This window comes from Rhizobium sp. SYY.PMSO, from assembly GCF_046840415.1.
Classification (GTDB): Bacteria; Pseudomonadota; Alphaproteobacteria; order Rhizobiales; family Rhizobiaceae; genus Rhizobium.
Window position 1 is genome coordinate 1373343 of record NZ_CP177350.1, and the last position, 15221, is coordinate 1388563.

Here is a 15221-nt window from a genome sequence, read left to right on the forward strand (position 1 = left end):
TGAAACTCCGGGTGGCTCTTCTGGCCGCCAATCCGCCAGACAACACAGCAACGCAACTTTTTTCAGGACCGGCTCCGTCTGGCCCGTTGCATGCAACTGTGAAAATTTCCCATGCGATCTCTCTCAAACTACCGCCAGGAGTGGTTCTCCAACATCCGTGGCGATGTTCTTTCCGGCATCGTCGTCGCGCTCGCCCTGATTCCCGAAGCCGTCGGCTTCTCGGTGATTGCGGGCGTCGACCCCAAGGTCGGCCTCTTTGCGTCGGTCGCGATAGCCTGCGTCACGGCGATTACCGGAGGCCGGCCGGCGATGATATCGGCGGCTACCGCCTCCACCGCCGTGCTCATGGGACCGCTGGTCCGTGACCATGGCATACAATACCTCTTCGCCGCCACGATCCTGATGGGCCTGCTGCAGATCTGCGCCGGCCTTCTGAAGCTTGGACGACTGATGCGTTTCGTCTCACGCTCGGTCATGACCGGATTCGTCAATTCGCTGGCGATCCTGATCTTCATCGCGCAGCTGCCCGAACTCATCCATGTGCAGCAAGCCACCTATCTGCTGATCGCAATTGCGCTGGCGGTCATCTATCTGTTTCCCCGCATCACCAAAGCCGTTCCCTCGCCTTTGGTCGCAATCGTGGTCGTTACCCTTGTGACGCTCGGTTTCGGCATTCATGTCAAGACAGTGGCCGACCTCGGCGAGATGCCGACAGCGCTGCCGCCCTTCGCATTTCCACAGGTGCCCTGGACCCTCGATACCCTGCGCATCATCTTCCCCTATTCGATCGCCCTTGCGGCGGTCGGCCTGCTGGAATCGCTGCTGACGGCACAGATCGTCGACGATCTGACGGACACCGCCAGCAACAAGAGCCGCGAATGCATGGGGCAAGGCGCAGGCAACATCGTTTCCGCGCTGTTCGGCGGCATGGGCGGCTGCGCCATGATCGGCCAGTCGGTAATCAATGTCACCTCCGGCGGCCGCGGGCGCCTTTCCACCTTTATTGCCGGCGCTTTTCTGCTGGTGCTGCTTCTGGTGCTCGACGACATCCTGCGAATTGTGCCGGTAGCGGCTCTTGTCGCTGTCATGATCATGGTTTCGATCGGCACGTTCTCCTGGAAATCGATCCTCGATCTCAAGCGCCATCCCGGCACGTCCTCGATCGTCATGCTCGCAACCGTGGCGACCGTTCTCGCGACCCAGGATCTTTCGAAGGGCGTCGTGGTCGGCGTCCTGCTGTCGGGCATCTTCTTTGCCGGCAAGGTCGCCAGGCTCTTCAGCGTCGCCAAACACGACGATGCGATGACCGGGATTGTGACCTATACCGTCGAAGGCCAGATCTTCTTCGCATCTGCCGAAAGCTTCATCGCCGCCTTCGATTTCGCCAATGCCGGCAAGAAGGTGATCATCGACGTGAGCGGAGCGCACCTCTGGGATATCACCGCCGTCGGCGCTCTCGACAAAGTGGTCATCAAGTTCCGGCGGGCGGGCGTCGACATCGATGTTCTCGGTTTCAACAAGGCCAGCGCCGACATGGTCGACCGCTTCGCGCTTCACGACAAGGACGAGCGCCAGGCCGCAAGCGTCTCATTGCATTAGCCAAGCCGTCGGCAAGCGGCCGCGGCGGCTCGCCGTCGGCAGTCTCCTTAATAAAGCACTCAGGCCGCCACCCTTGCGAGGCGGCCTGGGGCACACCGCCGATGACGATAACGCTCTTATTACGTCACCCTTCGAGCGCCTTCATTGACTTTTCGCATTGCAGGAATGTGAACTGCAGCGCAAACCACCAACCCTATACTTCAAAGCACAGACGCCGCTTTTATTTACGAAGTTCGCGACTTCCAAGTATCGTGCGAAGATCGCGACGCGTCGGCGACCGCCGGTTGGCCGGCGATCGCCTGATCCCTCAACCTTAGCGGAAGGCTTCGCACGATGGAGACACCGGCATCGCAGAAAGTCGCACCCAGCCCTTTCTGGAACAAGACACCGCAGGCAGTCGCCTCGGCGCTGACATGCACGCTTGCCGGCCTTTCTTCGGAAGAAGCGGCGCGGCGACGCGAAACCTACGGTCCGAACGGCGACGTCTCCTCGCCGATTGAAAGCTTATGGCGCGCCATCCTGCGGCGGCTGTTCGAACCGCTGTCCTTGATCCTGCTGGTGGCAGGCATCGTCTCGATTGCCACCGGCGACACGATCGGCGGTTCGATCATTGTCGCCATTCTCGTTCTTTCGATCGGCCTGGACACGGTTCAGGAAGGACATGCGATCAAGGCGGCGGAGGTGCTGCGTCAATCGGTTGCCCTGAAGGCGGAGGTGAAGCGTGACGGCGCCTTTCGCCAGGTCGAGGTCGCCGATGTCGTGCCTGGAGATATTATCCGCGTGCGGGCCGGAGACATCGTGCCGGCCGATGCCCTTATCCTTGAGAGCGACGCCTGCAGCTCCGGCGAGGCGGCGCTGACAGGAGAACCCTACCCGGTCGAGAAGCACCCCGGCGTGGTGCTGGCGCCCAACGCCGCCGACGCTTCCAACGCGCTCTTCCGGGGTGCCGTGATCCAGACGGGCGAAGCAACGGCGCTCGTCGTTGCGACCGGTCGCGCCACCATCTTCGGAACGGCGGCCTCCGCGCTCACGCAGGCGCCTGCCCTGTCGCCCTTCCAGCGCGACCTGCACGCGTTCGGCCTGATGATCGCCCGTTTGACACTCGCTTTGGTGGTCGTGGTGCTGGCATTCAGGGTCTCGCTCGGCCGGCCGGTCCTCGACTCGCTCCTGTTCTCCGTCGCGCTCGCCGTCGGGCTGACGCCCGAGCTGCTGCCGATGATCACGACGGTAACGCTTTCGCGAGGGGCGCTCCGCATGGCCAAGCGCAAGGTGATCGTCAAGAGGCTTGCCGCCATTCACGATCTCGGTGCGATGACGATCCTTTGCACCGACAAGACCGGCACGCTGACTTCGGCGGAAATCTCGCTTGCGCGAAGCCTGGATGCGGCCGGTCAGGACGATCCCCGCGCGGCGCTGCTCGCAGCCATCGCCGCCGATCTCGGCGGCGACCGCGGCACCCTCGACGCCGCCCTGTTGCAGGCGCATCCGGATGCGTCGAAAGACTGGACTCTCGGCGCCCGGCGCGCCTTCGATTATGCGCGGCGATCCGGCTCCGTTCTCGCAACGGGGGCGCAGGAAACCCTGTTGATCGTCAAGGGAGCGCCGGAGGCGATCCTCGCGCTCTGCACCCGCCAGCATATAGGCGGCGCGGAGGTCGAGCTTGCCGACAGCGCGCGGGAAACGATTGCCGGAACGATCCGCACCCTTGCCGCCGATGGAATGCGCTCGATCGCCGTCGCCAGCCGGAGCATGCCCGAAGGAAAGTCGGACCTCTCCGGCGATGACGAGGCCGAACTCACCTTCATCGGATTGTGCGGGTTTGCCGATCCGCCGAAGCCGACGGCGGCCGGCGCCGTCACGCGGCTGCGCGCCAACGGCATTCGCCTGAAAATTCTGTCGGGCGATGATCCCGTCATCGTCAAAAGGCTCGCCGGCCTCGTCGGCGTCAACGCTGACCGGGTGTTGGCCGGAAGCGACATCGCCGAGCTAAGCGACGAGGCACTGGCCGTCCAGGTTCGCGAGGTCGACGCGTTCGGTCGCCTGGCGCCCGATCAGAAGGCCCGCATCGTTAAGGCGCTGCAGAGCAAGGGAGCAGTCATCGGCTTTCTCGGCGACGGCATCAACGACGCCCCCGGTCTCAAAACCGCCGATATCGGCCTGTCGGTCGAAGGCGCCAGCGGCGTGGCGCAGGCCGCCGCCGACATGATCCTGCTTGCTTCCGATCTGGAGGTCGTCGCCGACGGCGTCGAGGAAGGCCGGCGCACTTTCGCGAACATCCTCAAATACGTCCGCATGGGCGCAAGCTCGAATTTCGGCAACATGCTGTCGATGGCGATCGCCTCGGTCGCCTTCCCCTTCCTGCCGATGCTGCCGACGCAAATCCTCCTCAACAACCTGCTCTATGATTTTTCCGAGCTCGGCATCCCCTTTGACGGCGTGCAGCCGGAAGCCACCGCACGGCCGCAAGTCTGGGATATGAAGGATCTCCTGCGCTTTGCCGGCGTCATGGGCCCCCTTTCCTCCTTCTTCGACCTGATTACCTTCGGCGTGCTGCTCTTCGTCTTCCACGCTTCCACCGGCGAGTTCCGCACGGCCTGGTTCATCGAGTCGATGGTCACGCAAATCCTCGTCATTTTCATCATTCGCACCAATGGCAGGCCCTGGCGTGATTTTCCCCGCGCGCCGTTGACGGCGTCGTCGCTGATCGCACTTGCGTTTGCGCTGCTCATTCCCTTTTCTCCGATCGCAAGCTGGTTCGGGTTCATCGCCCCGCCTGCGCCGATGCTTGCGGCGATCGCGCTCATCATCGTCCTCTATCTCGTGACCGCGGAACTGATGAAGCCTCTCGCGATCCGGATGCCCGGGCGGACCGGACGGAATTGAAGACAGCCGCGGCAAACTCGCGGCCACTCTCGTCAGACGCCTGTCCTTATCGGACGTCACTGGCCTGCGCTGCGATCGGGGAGACCAGCCCCTGTGCAAACTCCTTCGCCCTGTCTATGCCTTGTTGCGCTTTTAGCCTGATGCGCGATTCGCGATTCGACGCGACAGCAATGCGACCAGGATGTGGGAAAGGAAAAGGAATCATGACGGACGCCAAGAGCGGCATTTCAGGATTGAGGCCGCAGATTACTGTGGTTGGCGTCGGCGGCGGTGGCGGCAACGCGATCAACAACATGATCACTGAAAACCTGGCCGGTGTCGAATTCATCGCAGCAAACACCGACGCCCAGGTCCTCGCGACATCGAAGGCATCGCGCCGCATTCAACTCGGGGCACACGTAACAGAAGGTCTCGGCGCGGGTTCGCTGCCGGAAATCGGGCGAGCTGCCGCCGAGGAATCGATCGATGAGATCATGGATCATCTTCGCGGGTCGCATATGTGCTTCGTCACCGCCGGCATGGGCGGCGGAACGGGAACCGGCGCCGCGCCGGTAATCGCCGAGGCCGCCCGCGCCGCCGGCATCCTGACCGTCGGTGTCGTCACGAAGCCGTTCACGTTCGAAGGCAATCGCCGCATGCGGACGGCGGATGCCGGCATCGAGGCGCTCCGACGGGCAGCCGATACGGTCATCGTCATTCCCAATCAGAACCTGTTTCGCATCGCCGATGCCAAGACCACTTTCGCCGATGCCTTCATGACGGCCGATCGCGTGCTCTATTCCGGCGTCGGCTGCATTACCGATCTTATCGTCAAGGAAGGCTTGATCAACCTTGATTTCGCCGATGTGAAATCGGTCATGCGCGGCATGGGCCGGGCCATGATGGGCACGGGTGAGGCCGAAGGCGAAAACCGGGCGATGAGGGCGGCGGAAGCGGCCATCGCAAATCCGCTGCTGGACGACATCTCGATGAAGGGAGCCAGGGGTGTTCTGGTCTCGATCTCCGGCGGCTCGGATATGACGCTCTTCGAAGTGGACGAGGCAGCCAGCCGCATTCGCGACGAAGTGCAGGACGATGCCGAAATCGTCGTCGGCGCGATCTTCGACCGCAATCTCAGCGGCAGGTTCCGCCTTTCGGTCGTGGCGACCGGACTGGATAGCGCCGGCCTGCTCGAACCGATGGACGGCTTTACACAGGATCAGTTTCAACCGCGCACCCTGCAATAGGGGCGGCCTGGACCTTGCGATCTCGCCGGAAGATCGAAGCGCGGGTTGAGATTGCGGGCGGCAAAGGCTATCTGGCGCGAACATCGAGTCTTTCCGCAAGGGTCCCATCGGCATGAATCCAGATTTTCTCGTTACGCATTCCGGCGGGTTTCATGCTGACGAATTATTGTCCAGCGTCATCCTGTCCCGCCTGTTTCCGAATGCCCGGCTGGTTCGCAGCAGGGCAAGGGAATGGATTACGCCCGGCTTGGACCGCATCGTCTACGATGTCGGCGGCGCCTATGACCCTGCCGCCCGCATCTTCGACCATCATCAGCGCGGAGCGCCGCTCAGAGAGAACGGCCAGCCATACAGTTCCTTCGGGCTGATCTGGAAGCACTACGGCCGGGCGTACCTTGCCGCTTCAGGCCTTCCCGAGGAGCATATCGAGACGGTGCATCTGTCTTTCGACACGGGCTTCGTGCTGCCGGTCGACCTGATGGACAACGGTGTCCTCAGCCCCTCGGTCGCGGGGCAGCTTGCAGGGCTTACGCTGCCGGCCTTGCTGGAGACCTTGAAACCTGTCTTCGACGACGAGAGTCCGACTGCCGAAGATCGCGGCTTCGACACGGCACTGGCCATTGCCCGTATGTTCGTCGAGGCGAATATTGCCGGCCGCGCCGCGAAATTGCGGGCGGAAGCCTATGTGCATCGGGCGATTCGGGAAGCCGATCAGGGACGCATCCTCGAACTGCCGATGGGAATGCCGTTTCGATCCGCCATCGTGGACGCGGGCGCCGATCACCTGCTTTTTGTCGTTCACCCTCGGGAGAAGGATTGGTGCCTGACCGGCATCCGCCGCTCGGACGAAGGATTCGAGCTGCGCGCGGATCTGCCGGCCACATGGGCCGGACTGACCAATGGCGACCTGGAAGCGGCCTGCGGCGTGGAGGGCGCAACATTCTGCCACAACGGCCGGTTTATTGCCGCCGCCCAAACCCGTGAGGCTGCTCTTGCCATGGCCGAGCTGGCAGTCACGGAAGCAATCTCGATCCAGCCGAAGCCATAGCCGGCCCGACCGCTTGATTTCAACCTAAACTTGTCGTAAGACCTTAATGAGCCCTGAAGCTGCAACATCAACAAGCGCAGAGGCCTGTCTCAAAAGAGGTCTCCGGCTGTCCATGTGTCCCACTTTTGAAGGCATGCGCCCGTCCTAAATCGCGACATGCCGCTGTTGATATTGAGGGCTGCTTAACGTTAGAAATTCGGGCCTGCTTCACATTCCCGGCGAACGTCCGTACCTCAGGACTCAGCATGAAGAAGGAGGCAGACATGAAGTCTACCGCTGAGGCACTTGCCCGAGACCGCGAGATTCGCACCGAGGATATCGACGACGCCATCGACTTTCTCCAGAGAAAAATAGCATTGGCCATGGCGACAGGCCGTCCCATTTCGCCGGCCGCCTATCGATCGAAGGCCGTTATGGAGATGGCCCGAAACATCCGCCTGGTTGGGCAACCACCCTGCACCTGATCGTCGAGACGGACGGATCGCGGCGAACCGTGAGTCGTCGCAAAGCGAACGGCGCTGTGGCCAGGCTCCCTCGTCTGAAGGCAGCCTGCGAATAAGCTTGCATGGCGGCGCACCCTTGCGGTGCATGTTTGAACGATTGTTCCGCCGCACAAGGTCAGCCATGCAGCATGGCCGTTAACCAGGCCGCGGCCAGATCGCTGGCCATCGTTCGTCTTGCCTTCAGCGGCAGCAGGACGTTGTAGCGACCTTCCTCCATCAGCTGGAAATCGTCGCAGGCGACAAGCGTTCCATCGTCCAGAAATGTTTGAACGAGGGCTTTCCAGCCGAGCGCGACGCCCTGGCCTGCTCGCGCCGCGAAGATCGTTTCGGTATAGTGGTTGAAGCGAAGCGAGGGCCTTGCCTCGAATGTCGCGCCTGATTTTGCAAGCCACTGCGTCCAGGAAAGCCAGGATCGGTCGACCGCATCGGTCTCGATAAAATCATCCCTGGCAGACAGCGGGCCGGCTTCGCGTCTCCTGAAATAGTCCGGTGAGCAGACCGGCATGATAACGTCGCCGCGTGAGGCTATGACCGTTCCATCGCTGAATGGCGGCGACCCGTAGCGGATGCCGATATCGACCTCGCCGCTGTCGAGGTCGATCTTTGCGTCCTGCGAAATGACCCTGATCTGAATGCCGGGATTGCGATCGCGAAAGTCGGCCAGTCGCGGAAGCAGCCAGAACGAGGAGAAGGCGACGGTCGCCCCAATGGTGACTACGGCCTGGGACGATGCCTTGATCGCCTCTATCGTGTCCGCGATATTGGCGAAGCTTTGTGACAATGACGAGCCCAGCGTCAGGCAGGCCGCGGTCGGCTCGATCGCCCGGTGCTTGCGCAGGAACATCGGCTGTCCGAGTTCATCCTCCAGCAAGGCGATCTGCCGGCTGACTGCCGCCTGGGTTACGCCCAACTCTACGGCCGCCGCCGTAAAACTCTTGCGCCGGAGAACGGCCTCCAGCATCAGCAGCCCGGTCAATGACGGCAGACGCCTCCGAAACTGCATATGCCACTCCTTCGCATAAGTTTTCGTTATGTCAATTTGAGAATTAATGCCGTTGAAAGCACTGCTGAGCAAGCGCACGCTGCGGATACTAAAGCATAAGAGGTGCTCATGCTAAACAGGCTTCCTTCCTCAATTTCGGCCCTTCTCGACGCCCGCGCGGATGGATATTCCCTGCCGGCAGGCCTCTATACGCGCGAAGACGTTTTCGACGCGGATATGGACGTATTCTTTCACAGGCACTGGATTTGCGTCGGGCTCGACTGCGACGTGCCGGAGCCGGGCGACGCCACGGTCATCGACATCGGCAATACGAGCCTGATCCTCCTGCGTGACGACGACAACGAGATCCGTGTTCTGCACAATGTCTGTCGTCATCGCGGTTCGCGGCTCCTCGACGCGGGCAAGACGATCATCTCCAAGCTCGTCTGTCCCTATCACACCTGGACCTACGAATTGACCGGCGAGCTGAGCTATGCGCCGCATATGGGCAAGGAGTTCGACAAGAACTGTCACAGCCTCAAACCCGTCGCGTTCAAATCGATCGGCGGTCTCATCTACATCTGTCTTTCCGACAATCCTCCCGAGGATATCGCCGTGCTGGAAGAGGCCATGGCGGAGCGGCTGGCGCCCTACGATATAAGAAATGCTAAAGTCGCCTATCAGACCGACGTCATCGAAGACGGCAACTGGAAGCTCACGATAGAGAACAATCGTGAATGCTATCACTGCTCCGCGAACCATCCGGAGCTCTGCGTGTCGTTCGTCGATCTCGATTTCGGCTTCGATCCCGAAACGTTGAGCCCCGACGATCGTGCACAGGCCGAAGAGCACTTCCGGCTCTATGAGCAGCGAACGGCGGCCTGGGAGGCGGACGGATATCCGTCCGCAGCCGTCGAGCGGCTCGCGGACTGCGCGACCAATTTCCGAACGCAGCGGCTGATCATCGCCGGTGCCGGCGAATCCCAGACGCACGATGCAACGGCCGCCTCGGCAAGGCTGCTCGGACAGATGACGCGCAAGGACCTGGGCGACATGCATCTGTGGGGGCACAACAGCTGGAACCACTTCATGGGCGATCATGCGGTGGTCGCGACCGTGATACCGCTTTCCGCCGGCAAGACCCTGGTCAGAACCAAATGGCTCGTCCACAAGGACGCGGTCGAAGGCGTCGATTACGATCTCGACAAGCTGACGGATGTCTGGATCGCGACCACGGACCAGGATGCCGGCCTTGTCGCCCGCTCGCACGCGGGAGCGCTCGATCCCGCCTATCGGCCGGGTCCCTATTCGCGCTTTTCGGAAACCAATCTCGACAAATTTGCGACCTGGTACATCGATCGGATGCGCGCCAATGGCTACTGACCTCATGCAGATGCAAGGCAATGCGCAGGGTTTGAGCGGCTGGGACAAAGAGCATGACGATACCCTGGTATGCATCGACATCCACCAGGAAACGCATGATGTGCGCAGCTTTACGTTCGCATCCCCCGAAGGCAAGCGCTTCAGCTTCGAAAGCGGGCAGTATTTTCTGTTCGATATCCCTGTCGGCAACGATGTCGAGGCGCGCTGCTACAGTATTTCGTCGTCGCCGCATCGACCCAACACCTTCACGGTCACGGTCAAGCGGGTCGCCAACGGCAGGGCATCGAACTGGCTCCACGACAACCTTGCCACCGGAACGAAATTGAAAGCACAAGGCCCGCTCGGACATTTCATCCGTCCACGCGATACCGCTCGAAAGCTTCTTCTTCTTTCCGGCGGATCCGGCATAACGCCGGTCATGTCGATCGTGCGTGATCTGGCCGATCGCTGCGAGCCCGCGGATGTCATCTTCGTCCACGCGGCCCGCACGCCGCTCGACCTCATCTTCCGTCAGGAACTTTCATGGCTGGCCTCGCGGATGAAGGGGCTGCGGCTGCACTTCCTGCCGGAAGGGGTCGATGGAGAGCCGTCCTGGCCCGGACTGACCGGACGCATCTCGCCGGAATTTATCAAGCTGGCGGTGCCGGATATCGCCGATAGAACTGTGATGTGCTGTGGCCCGGCACCGTTCATGGCAGCGGCGCGCTCGATAACGTCCGCTCTCGGCGTTCATCCCGCCAACTACCTCGAGGAAAGTTTCGATGCCGCGGTCGTCGACGAGGCCGCGATTGCGCCGGTGGAGATACCTGGAAACAAGGTCTTTCAGGTCGAATTCTCGAAGCAGGCCCGCAAGATCGAGGTATCGAGCGAGCAGACGGTCTTGTCGTCGGCCAAAAAATCCGGCGTGCGGTTGCCTTCTTCCTGCTCGAACGGCGTCTGCGGAACGTGCAAATCAAAGCTGCTCTCCGGCTCGGTCGAGATGAATCACAACGGCGGGATACGGCAAAGGGAAATCGACGCAGGCCTCTTCCTGCCCTGCTGCTCAAAGCCCCTCAGCGATCTGGTCGTGGATCGCTGAATCCCCTACAATCCGGCATTATCACCGGATGGAGACGACGCAAGCGCTTGCTGCGTTTCTCTCCAGCTTTTTCGCTTTTCTTCTAATCGCGAAAACGTTCCATTCTTTCGCTTTTACGGGATTCCGGCAGAACTGTGCAGCGTCTCCCGCCGGGAATTGCGGAAAAACATGGAGATGGAGCGGTTCTGCAATGCCATGAAAGGCGGAACCGCTCCCGATGCTACTCCGGCAGAAGCGCCCAGAATGCAAAAAGCGGCGTGCCCAAGGATCGCATGGCATGCCTGATACCGGGCGGATTATAGAAAGATCCACCGACCCCGGGGCTGAACCATTCGGAATCCCCGTGCTGGAATTCGCCCTCCGACAGCACCAGATAGACCTCCTCCGGCGCATGATCGTGGTCGGGATAGCGTACTCCCGGTGCCATGAGGGTGACGCCGATCCAAAGGTCGGACCGTTCCTCCAGCCCACCCGGGCCGATGATCATCGCGTTGGCATGACCCTCTTGGAAGTTCTCGCTTGACGTGCCGGATGAATCCACCCGGCGCCGCCATGCCAGCAGCGGTTCGATGACCTGAAACCGGGCCATCATTCTTCTCAGTTGATCGGAGCCGGGATCGACCGCAAGAACTGCCGGCAGATGCGAGCAGACGGGCAGCCGGCTCCCCTCCCCTTGCCGAGGTTTTCCGGAAACCTCAAGCAACGAAAATATCTGCATGACCGACCGGTGTGCCTGCGGATCGGTCGCGTAATGATCGAACGCCGCGGATGCTGCCTCGACAAAAAGCTGTAACCGATCGCCGCGTTCTGCCATTTGCAGTTCCCTCATCACCTTGATTGCGAGAATTTGGCCTCCACGTCTCAGAGGTCCTTCGCGAGCCGGAGGCCGTCATAGATCGCCGCATGCGTATTGCGGGCTGCGACGGCGTCTCCAATGCGGAACAGCTGGAATTTACCCTCGGCATTGCGCGTGACCGATTGCGCCTCTCCCGCCAGAAGCTGGTCGTACGAGGTCTCTCCGAGATTTCTCGAGAGCGGCTTGAGCTCGAAATACAGTTCGTCGAGCGGGACGGTCCCGTGGTTGACGACGATCTGGTCCACGACCCTCTGCTTCGAAACGCCGCCATAGTCGCTGCCGACATGGGCAATGATCTGATTGCCGTTCCTTTCGACCGATTCCAGCCGAAAGGTGACGGTGAAGGTGACGTCGAGCTTCTGCAGCGAGCGCATGTAGGGAACGAGGTTCATTGCCATGACTTCCGGCGCGAATGCCCGATCAGGCGTCATGATCTCGACTTTCGCCCCGGTCCTGGCGATAAACTCGGCGGCCTGCAACCCCGCGTGGTCGCCCGCATCGTCAAAGATAAGGACGTTCGTCCCGGGCTTCACGTCGCCGGAGATAATGTCCCAGGAGGAAACGACCAGTTCGTTGCCCTTCGACAGCACCTCGGTATGCGGCAAGCCGCCGGTGGCGATGACGACGACGTCCGGATTTTCGGCGACGATCGTATCGGCATCGGCCCATGTGTTGAAATGAAACGATACGCCATGCTTCTCGCATTGGCTCATGCGCCAGTCGACGATGCCGATCATCTCTCGCCGACGCTCGCTCTGCGCCGTCAAGCGGATCTGGCCGCCCGGATCGTTCGCCGCCTCGAAGACGACAACCTCATGGCCGCGCTCGGCAGCGACGCGGGCCGCTTCCAGGCCAGCCGGCCCGGCCCCCACGATGACGATCTTTCTGCGGGTGCCGGCCTTTGAAACCACATGAGGCATGGTCTGCTCGCGGCCGGTGGCGGCATTGTGGACGCAAAACGCCATGCCGCCCTGGTAGATGCGGTCGAGACAGTAATTTGCGCCGACACATGGCCGAATGTCTTCCTCACGCTTCTCCATGATCTTTCGAACGATATGCGGATCGGTCATGTGGGCGCGGGTCATGCCGATCATGTCGACCTTTCCTGCCGCGATCGCATGACGGGCGGTGGCGACGTCCTGGATCTTGGCGGCATGGAAGGTCGGGAATTTGGTCGCCGCCCGGACTTCGCCCGCGAAATCGAGATGGGGGGCGCTCGCCATGCCCTGGATCGGGATGACGTCGGTCAGGCCCGGATCGGTGTCGATGTGGCCACGGATGACGTTCAGGTAGTCGATGAGCCCGCTGTCGCGCAACCGCTTCGAAATTTCCATACCCTCGGCCTTGTCCGTGCCACCGGGAAGACACTCGTCCGCAGTATAGCGAACGCCCAGGATGAAGTCTTCGCCCACGCGTTTTCGGATCGCCGTGAAAACGTCCAGACAGAAGCGCATGCGGTTTTCGAGGGAGCCGCCGTAGGGGCCGTCCAGTTCGTTGGTGAGCGGCGACGCGAACTGATCGATGAGATGGCCATAGGCTTCCAGTTCCACGCCATCCATGCCGCCCGCCTTCATGCGCTCGGCGGCGTCGGCGAAATCCTTGATGATGCGCTCGATATCCCAATCCTCGAGCTTTTTCGGAAATGCGCGGTGCGCCGCTTCGCGGTGATGCGACGGGGCGACGACCGGGAGCCAATCGCCCTTGTCCCAACGGGTGCGGCGGCCGAGATGGGTCAGCTGTATCATGATTGCCGCCCCCTGCTCGTGGACGGCGTCCGTCATCTCGCGGATCCAGGGAACGATCTCGTCCTTATAGGCCAGCAGATTGTTGAAGACCGGCGGACTGTCCTTCGAAACCGCGGCCGAACCTGCGGTCATCGTCAGCGCGACGCCGCCCTTCGCCCGCTCAACCGTATATGCGCGGTAGCGCTCCTTGGGCATGCCCTCGTCAGGGTAAGCCGGCTCGTGAGAGGTGACGATGATGCGATTTCGCAGCGTCAGGTGCTTGAGTTGAAAAGGCTGAAGGAGAGGATCGTTCGACATATGCCGGGCTCCGGATTAGGTATGCGGATGGGGACGCTAGGCATAATGTACACATGTGTCAATATAGAAAACAATGCAGTCGCCTGCTTGGACACTGATGTACATTTTTGTTGTGCGAGCCCGTGGGATTTGCTAGGAGATAGTCTATGGACCAAGCACTGAATGACAGCGGCTGGCGCGGATCCCAGGAGGGATGGCTGGGAGCGGCCTATGAAGCGCTCCTGGAATCCGGCGTGGATTCGGTTAAGATTCTACCGCTGGCAAAGAAGCTCAATCTCTCTCGCACCAGCTTCTACTGGTTCTTCAAGGACCGGGAGGAATTGCTGGCGGCGCTGGTTGCGCGCTGGCGTGACAAGAATACCGGCGGCATCGTCAGGCAATCGGAGGCATATGCCGAAACCCTGGCGGAGGCGATGCTGAACGTTTTCGACTGCTGGCTCGATGAAAAACTGTTCGACAGCAAGTTCGAGTTCGCAATTCGAAGCTGGGCTCTTCAATCGGAAGAGATCCTCAACGAAGTGCAGGATGCCGACAGGATGCGCGTGGAGGCCCTGACCCGAATGTTCGTGCGCTTCGGTCATCCGGAAATCACCGCGGATGTCCGGGCGCGCACCACCTATCTGGTGCAGATCGGATACATCTCGATGCAGTCGAGGGAAAACATCGCCCTGCGCATGAAACGCATCCCGGAATATATCGCAATCTATACCGGCCAGGCTCCGCAGCAGCGCGAGCTTGACCGCTTTTTCGCAAGGCATGGATACAAACCGGATTAGCAGGAGGCATGGATGAGCTGTTCGCTGAGGATCGGCATGGTCGGCGGAGCCGGGTGGCTCGGCGGAGCAATCGCCGCCTCGATCCTCGACGCTCATATCATCGCCCCCGAGAATCTGTCGCTTTCCTATCGTCGAGAACCGAGCGGACGCTTTCCGGCTTCGTTCTGGACGACGGACAATCAGGAGCTTGCCGATCGTTCCGACGTGATTATTCTCTCGGTTCGGCCACAGGACTGGCCGGCGGTGCCGATAGACGCATCCGGCAAGCTGATCATTTCCGTCATGGCGGGAATTCGCGTCGCCGCGCTGAGTGCCCGTCACAAGACCGGGCGCGTCGTTCGGGCGCTTCCGAACGCGGCGGCTGACGTTTCGCGGTCCTATACGCCCTGGATCGCTTCTGAGACGGCTCTTAAAGAGGATCGCCAGATCGTGCGGGCCATCTTCGGCGCCTGCGGGGTCGAGGACGAAGTCGAAAGCGAGAGCGATATCGACTATCTGACGGGGTTGACCGGTTCCGGACCGGCCTTTCCCGCCTTGCTGGCCGCCGCGATGATGGAGCACGCAATCGATCATGGACTTGCCCCCGATATTGCCCGGCGCGCCGTCTCCACGGTGCTGACGGGCACCGGCCGCCTACTGGAGCGCAGCGGCGAGTGTCCCGGGGAAATCGTTCGCACCTTTCTTGATTATCGCGGCACGACGGCGGCCGCGATCGAGGAGATGCGCTCATCCGGATTCGATACCGCTGTGCGCAAAGGCCTTTCTGCAGCATTTACAAAATCGGTGAGCATGGGAGAGACTTCCTGACAGCCGTGCGGGCGGGCTTCGCGGCACCCCGCCCTCCT

12 protein-coding genes and 1 other annotated feature (1 of these 13 only partly in view) are annotated in these 15221 nt (G+C 61.3%); of the genes, 9 read left to right on the plus strand and 3 right to left on the minus strand.

From position 1 onward, the window contains the following. Positions 1 to 45, plus strand: a sequence feature (sul1 is cis-regulatory element that is thought to sense ions involved in sulfur or methionine metabolism; They are found in Alphaproteobacteria) (it extends 11 nt beyond the left edge of the window). Between the two features lie 66 nt (positions 46 to 111). From ACJJVH_RS24645 to ACJJVH_RS24665, 5 genes are all read left to right on the plus strand, one after another. Further along, positions 112 to 1599 (plus strand): SulP family inorganic anion transporter, encoded by a 1488-nt coding sequence (locus ACJJVH_RS24645; RefSeq protein ID WP_113370744.1) that lies wholly within the window; start codon positions 112 to 114, stop codon positions 1597 to 1599. A 333-nt stretch (positions 1600 to 1932) separates the two neighbouring features. Further along, positions 1933 to 4482 carry a magnesium-translocating P-type ATPase gene (gene mgtA / locus ACJJVH_RS24650; protein WP_412065409.1) on the plus strand — a complete coding sequence of 850 codons (2550 nt, stop codon included), beginning with the start codon at positions 1933 to 1935 and terminating at the stop codon, positions 4480 to 4482. A gap of 203 nt (positions 4483 to 4685) precedes the next feature. After that, a complete protein-coding gene (gene ftsZ / locus ACJJVH_RS24655) occupies positions 4686 to 5708 on the plus strand; it encodes a cell division protein FtsZ (RefSeq protein ID WP_113357677.1) in 1023 nt (340 codons plus the stop codon). A 112-nt stretch (positions 5709 to 5820) separates the two neighbouring features. Then, complete coding sequence (locus ACJJVH_RS24660) at positions 5821 to 6756, plus strand: MYG1 family protein (protein ID WP_412065410.1); 936 nt, start codon at positions 5821 to 5823, stop codon at positions 6754 to 6756. 263 nt (positions 6757 to 7019) lie between these two features. Continuing rightward, positions 7020 to 7220, plus strand: a complete 201-nt coding sequence (locus ACJJVH_RS24665) for a hypothetical protein (protein ID WP_162703974.1) — start codon at positions 7020 to 7022, stop codon at positions 7218 to 7220. Between the two features lie 154 nt (positions 7221 to 7374). On the opposite strand, the gene ACJJVH_RS24670 is transcribed toward ACJJVH_RS24665, so the two are convergent. Next, the gene (locus ACJJVH_RS24670) at positions 7375 to 8262 is read right to left on the minus strand and encodes a LysR substrate-binding domain-containing protein (protein WP_412065411.1); all 888 of its coding nucleotides are present in this window, start codon (positions 8260 to 8262) and stop codon (positions 7375 to 7377) included. 108 nt (positions 8263 to 8370) lie between these two features. Here ACJJVH_RS24670 and ACJJVH_RS24675 point away from each other — a divergent pair, with 108 nt between their 5' ends. Further along, positions 8371 to 9624, plus strand: a complete 1254-nt coding sequence (locus ACJJVH_RS24675; protein ID WP_112798371.1) for an aromatic ring-hydroxylating dioxygenase subunit alpha — start codon at positions 8371 to 8373, stop codon at positions 9622 to 9624. Then, positions 9614 to 10702: a hybrid-cluster NAD(P)-dependent oxidoreductase gene (locus tag ACJJVH_RS24680; RefSeq protein WP_113400038.1), complete on the plus strand. Its 1089-nt coding sequence runs from the start codon at positions 9614 to 9616 to the stop codon at positions 10700 to 10702. Before ACJJVH_RS24675 ends, ACJJVH_RS24680 begins: the two co-directional genes overlap by 11 nt. 220 nt (positions 10703 to 10922) lie before the next feature. On the opposite strand, the gene ACJJVH_RS24685 is transcribed toward ACJJVH_RS24680, so the two are convergent. Beyond that, positions 10923 to 11516, minus strand: coding sequence for a dimethylsulfonioproprionate lyase family protein (locus ACJJVH_RS24685; protein ID WP_412065412.1), 594 nt, complete (start codon positions 11514 to 11516; stop codon positions 10923 to 10925). A gap of 47 nt (positions 11517 to 11563) precedes the next feature. Further along, positions 11564 to 13600: an NADH:flavin oxidoreductase gene (locus ACJJVH_RS24690; protein ID WP_113434976.1), complete on the minus strand. Its 2037-nt coding sequence runs from the start codon at positions 13598 to 13600 to the stop codon at positions 11564 to 11566. A gap of 146 nt (positions 13601 to 13746) precedes the next feature. Here ACJJVH_RS24690 and ACJJVH_RS24695 point away from each other — a divergent pair, with 146 nt between their 5' ends. Continuing rightward, positions 13747 to 14376: a TetR/AcrR family transcriptional regulator gene (locus ACJJVH_RS24695; RefSeq protein WP_112798378.1), complete on the plus strand. Its 630-nt coding sequence runs from the start codon at positions 13747 to 13749 to the stop codon at positions 14374 to 14376. 12 nt (positions 14377 to 14388) lie between these two features. Then, positions 14389 to 15183 carry a pyrroline-5-carboxylate reductase family protein gene (locus ACJJVH_RS24700; protein WP_412065413.1) on the plus strand — a complete coding sequence of 265 codons (795 nt, stop codon included), beginning with the start codon at positions 14389 to 14391 and terminating at the stop codon, positions 15181 to 15183. Positions 15184 to 15221 lie beyond the last annotated feature (38 nt).

Bases quoted from the DNA above. Each gene is read 5' to 3' on its own strand.
- ACJJVH_RS24645 (WP_113370744.1), top strand. From the start codon at position 112: ATGCGATCTCTCTCAAACTACCGCCAGGAGTGGTTCTCCAACATCCGT.
- mgtA (WP_412065409.1), top strand. From the start codon at position 1,933: ATGGAGACACCGGCATCGCAGAAAGTCGCACCCAGCCCTTTCTGGAAC.
- ftsZ (WP_113357677.1), top strand. From the start codon at position 4,686: ATGACGGACGCCAAGAGCGGCATTTCAGGATTGAGGCCGCAGATTACT.
- ACJJVH_RS24660 (WP_412065410.1), top strand. From the start codon at position 5,821: ATGAATCCAGATTTTCTCGTTACGCATTCCGGCGGGTTTCATGCTGAC.
- ACJJVH_RS24665 (WP_162703974.1), top strand. From the start codon at position 7,020: ATGAAGTCTACCGCTGAGGCACTTGCCCGAGACCGCGAGATTCGCACC.
- ACJJVH_RS24670 (WP_412065411.1), bottom strand. From the start codon at position 8,262: ATGCAGTTTCGGAGGCGTCTGCCGTCATTGACCGGGCTGCTGATGCTG.
- ACJJVH_RS24675 (WP_112798371.1), top strand. From the start codon at position 8,371: ATGCTAAACAGGCTTCCTTCCTCAATTTCGGCCCTTCTCGACGCCCGC.
- ACJJVH_RS24680 (WP_113400038.1), top strand. From the start codon at position 9,614: ATGGCTACTGACCTCATGCAGATGCAAGGCAATGCGCAGGGTTTGAGC.
- ACJJVH_RS24685 (WP_412065412.1), bottom strand. From the start codon at position 11,516: ATGGCAGAACGCGGCGATCGGTTACAGCTTTTTGTCGAGGCAGCATCC.
- ACJJVH_RS24690 (WP_113434976.1), bottom strand. From the start codon at position 13,600: ATGTCGAACGATCCTCTCCTTCAGCCTTTTCAACTCAAGCACCTGACG.
- ACJJVH_RS24695 (WP_112798378.1), top strand. From the start codon at position 13,747: ATGGACCAAGCACTGAATGACAGCGGCTGGCGCGGATCCCAGGAGGGA.
- ACJJVH_RS24700 (WP_412065413.1), top strand. From the start codon at position 14,389: ATGAGCTGTTCGCTGAGGATCGGCATGGTCGGCGGAGCCGGGTGGCTC.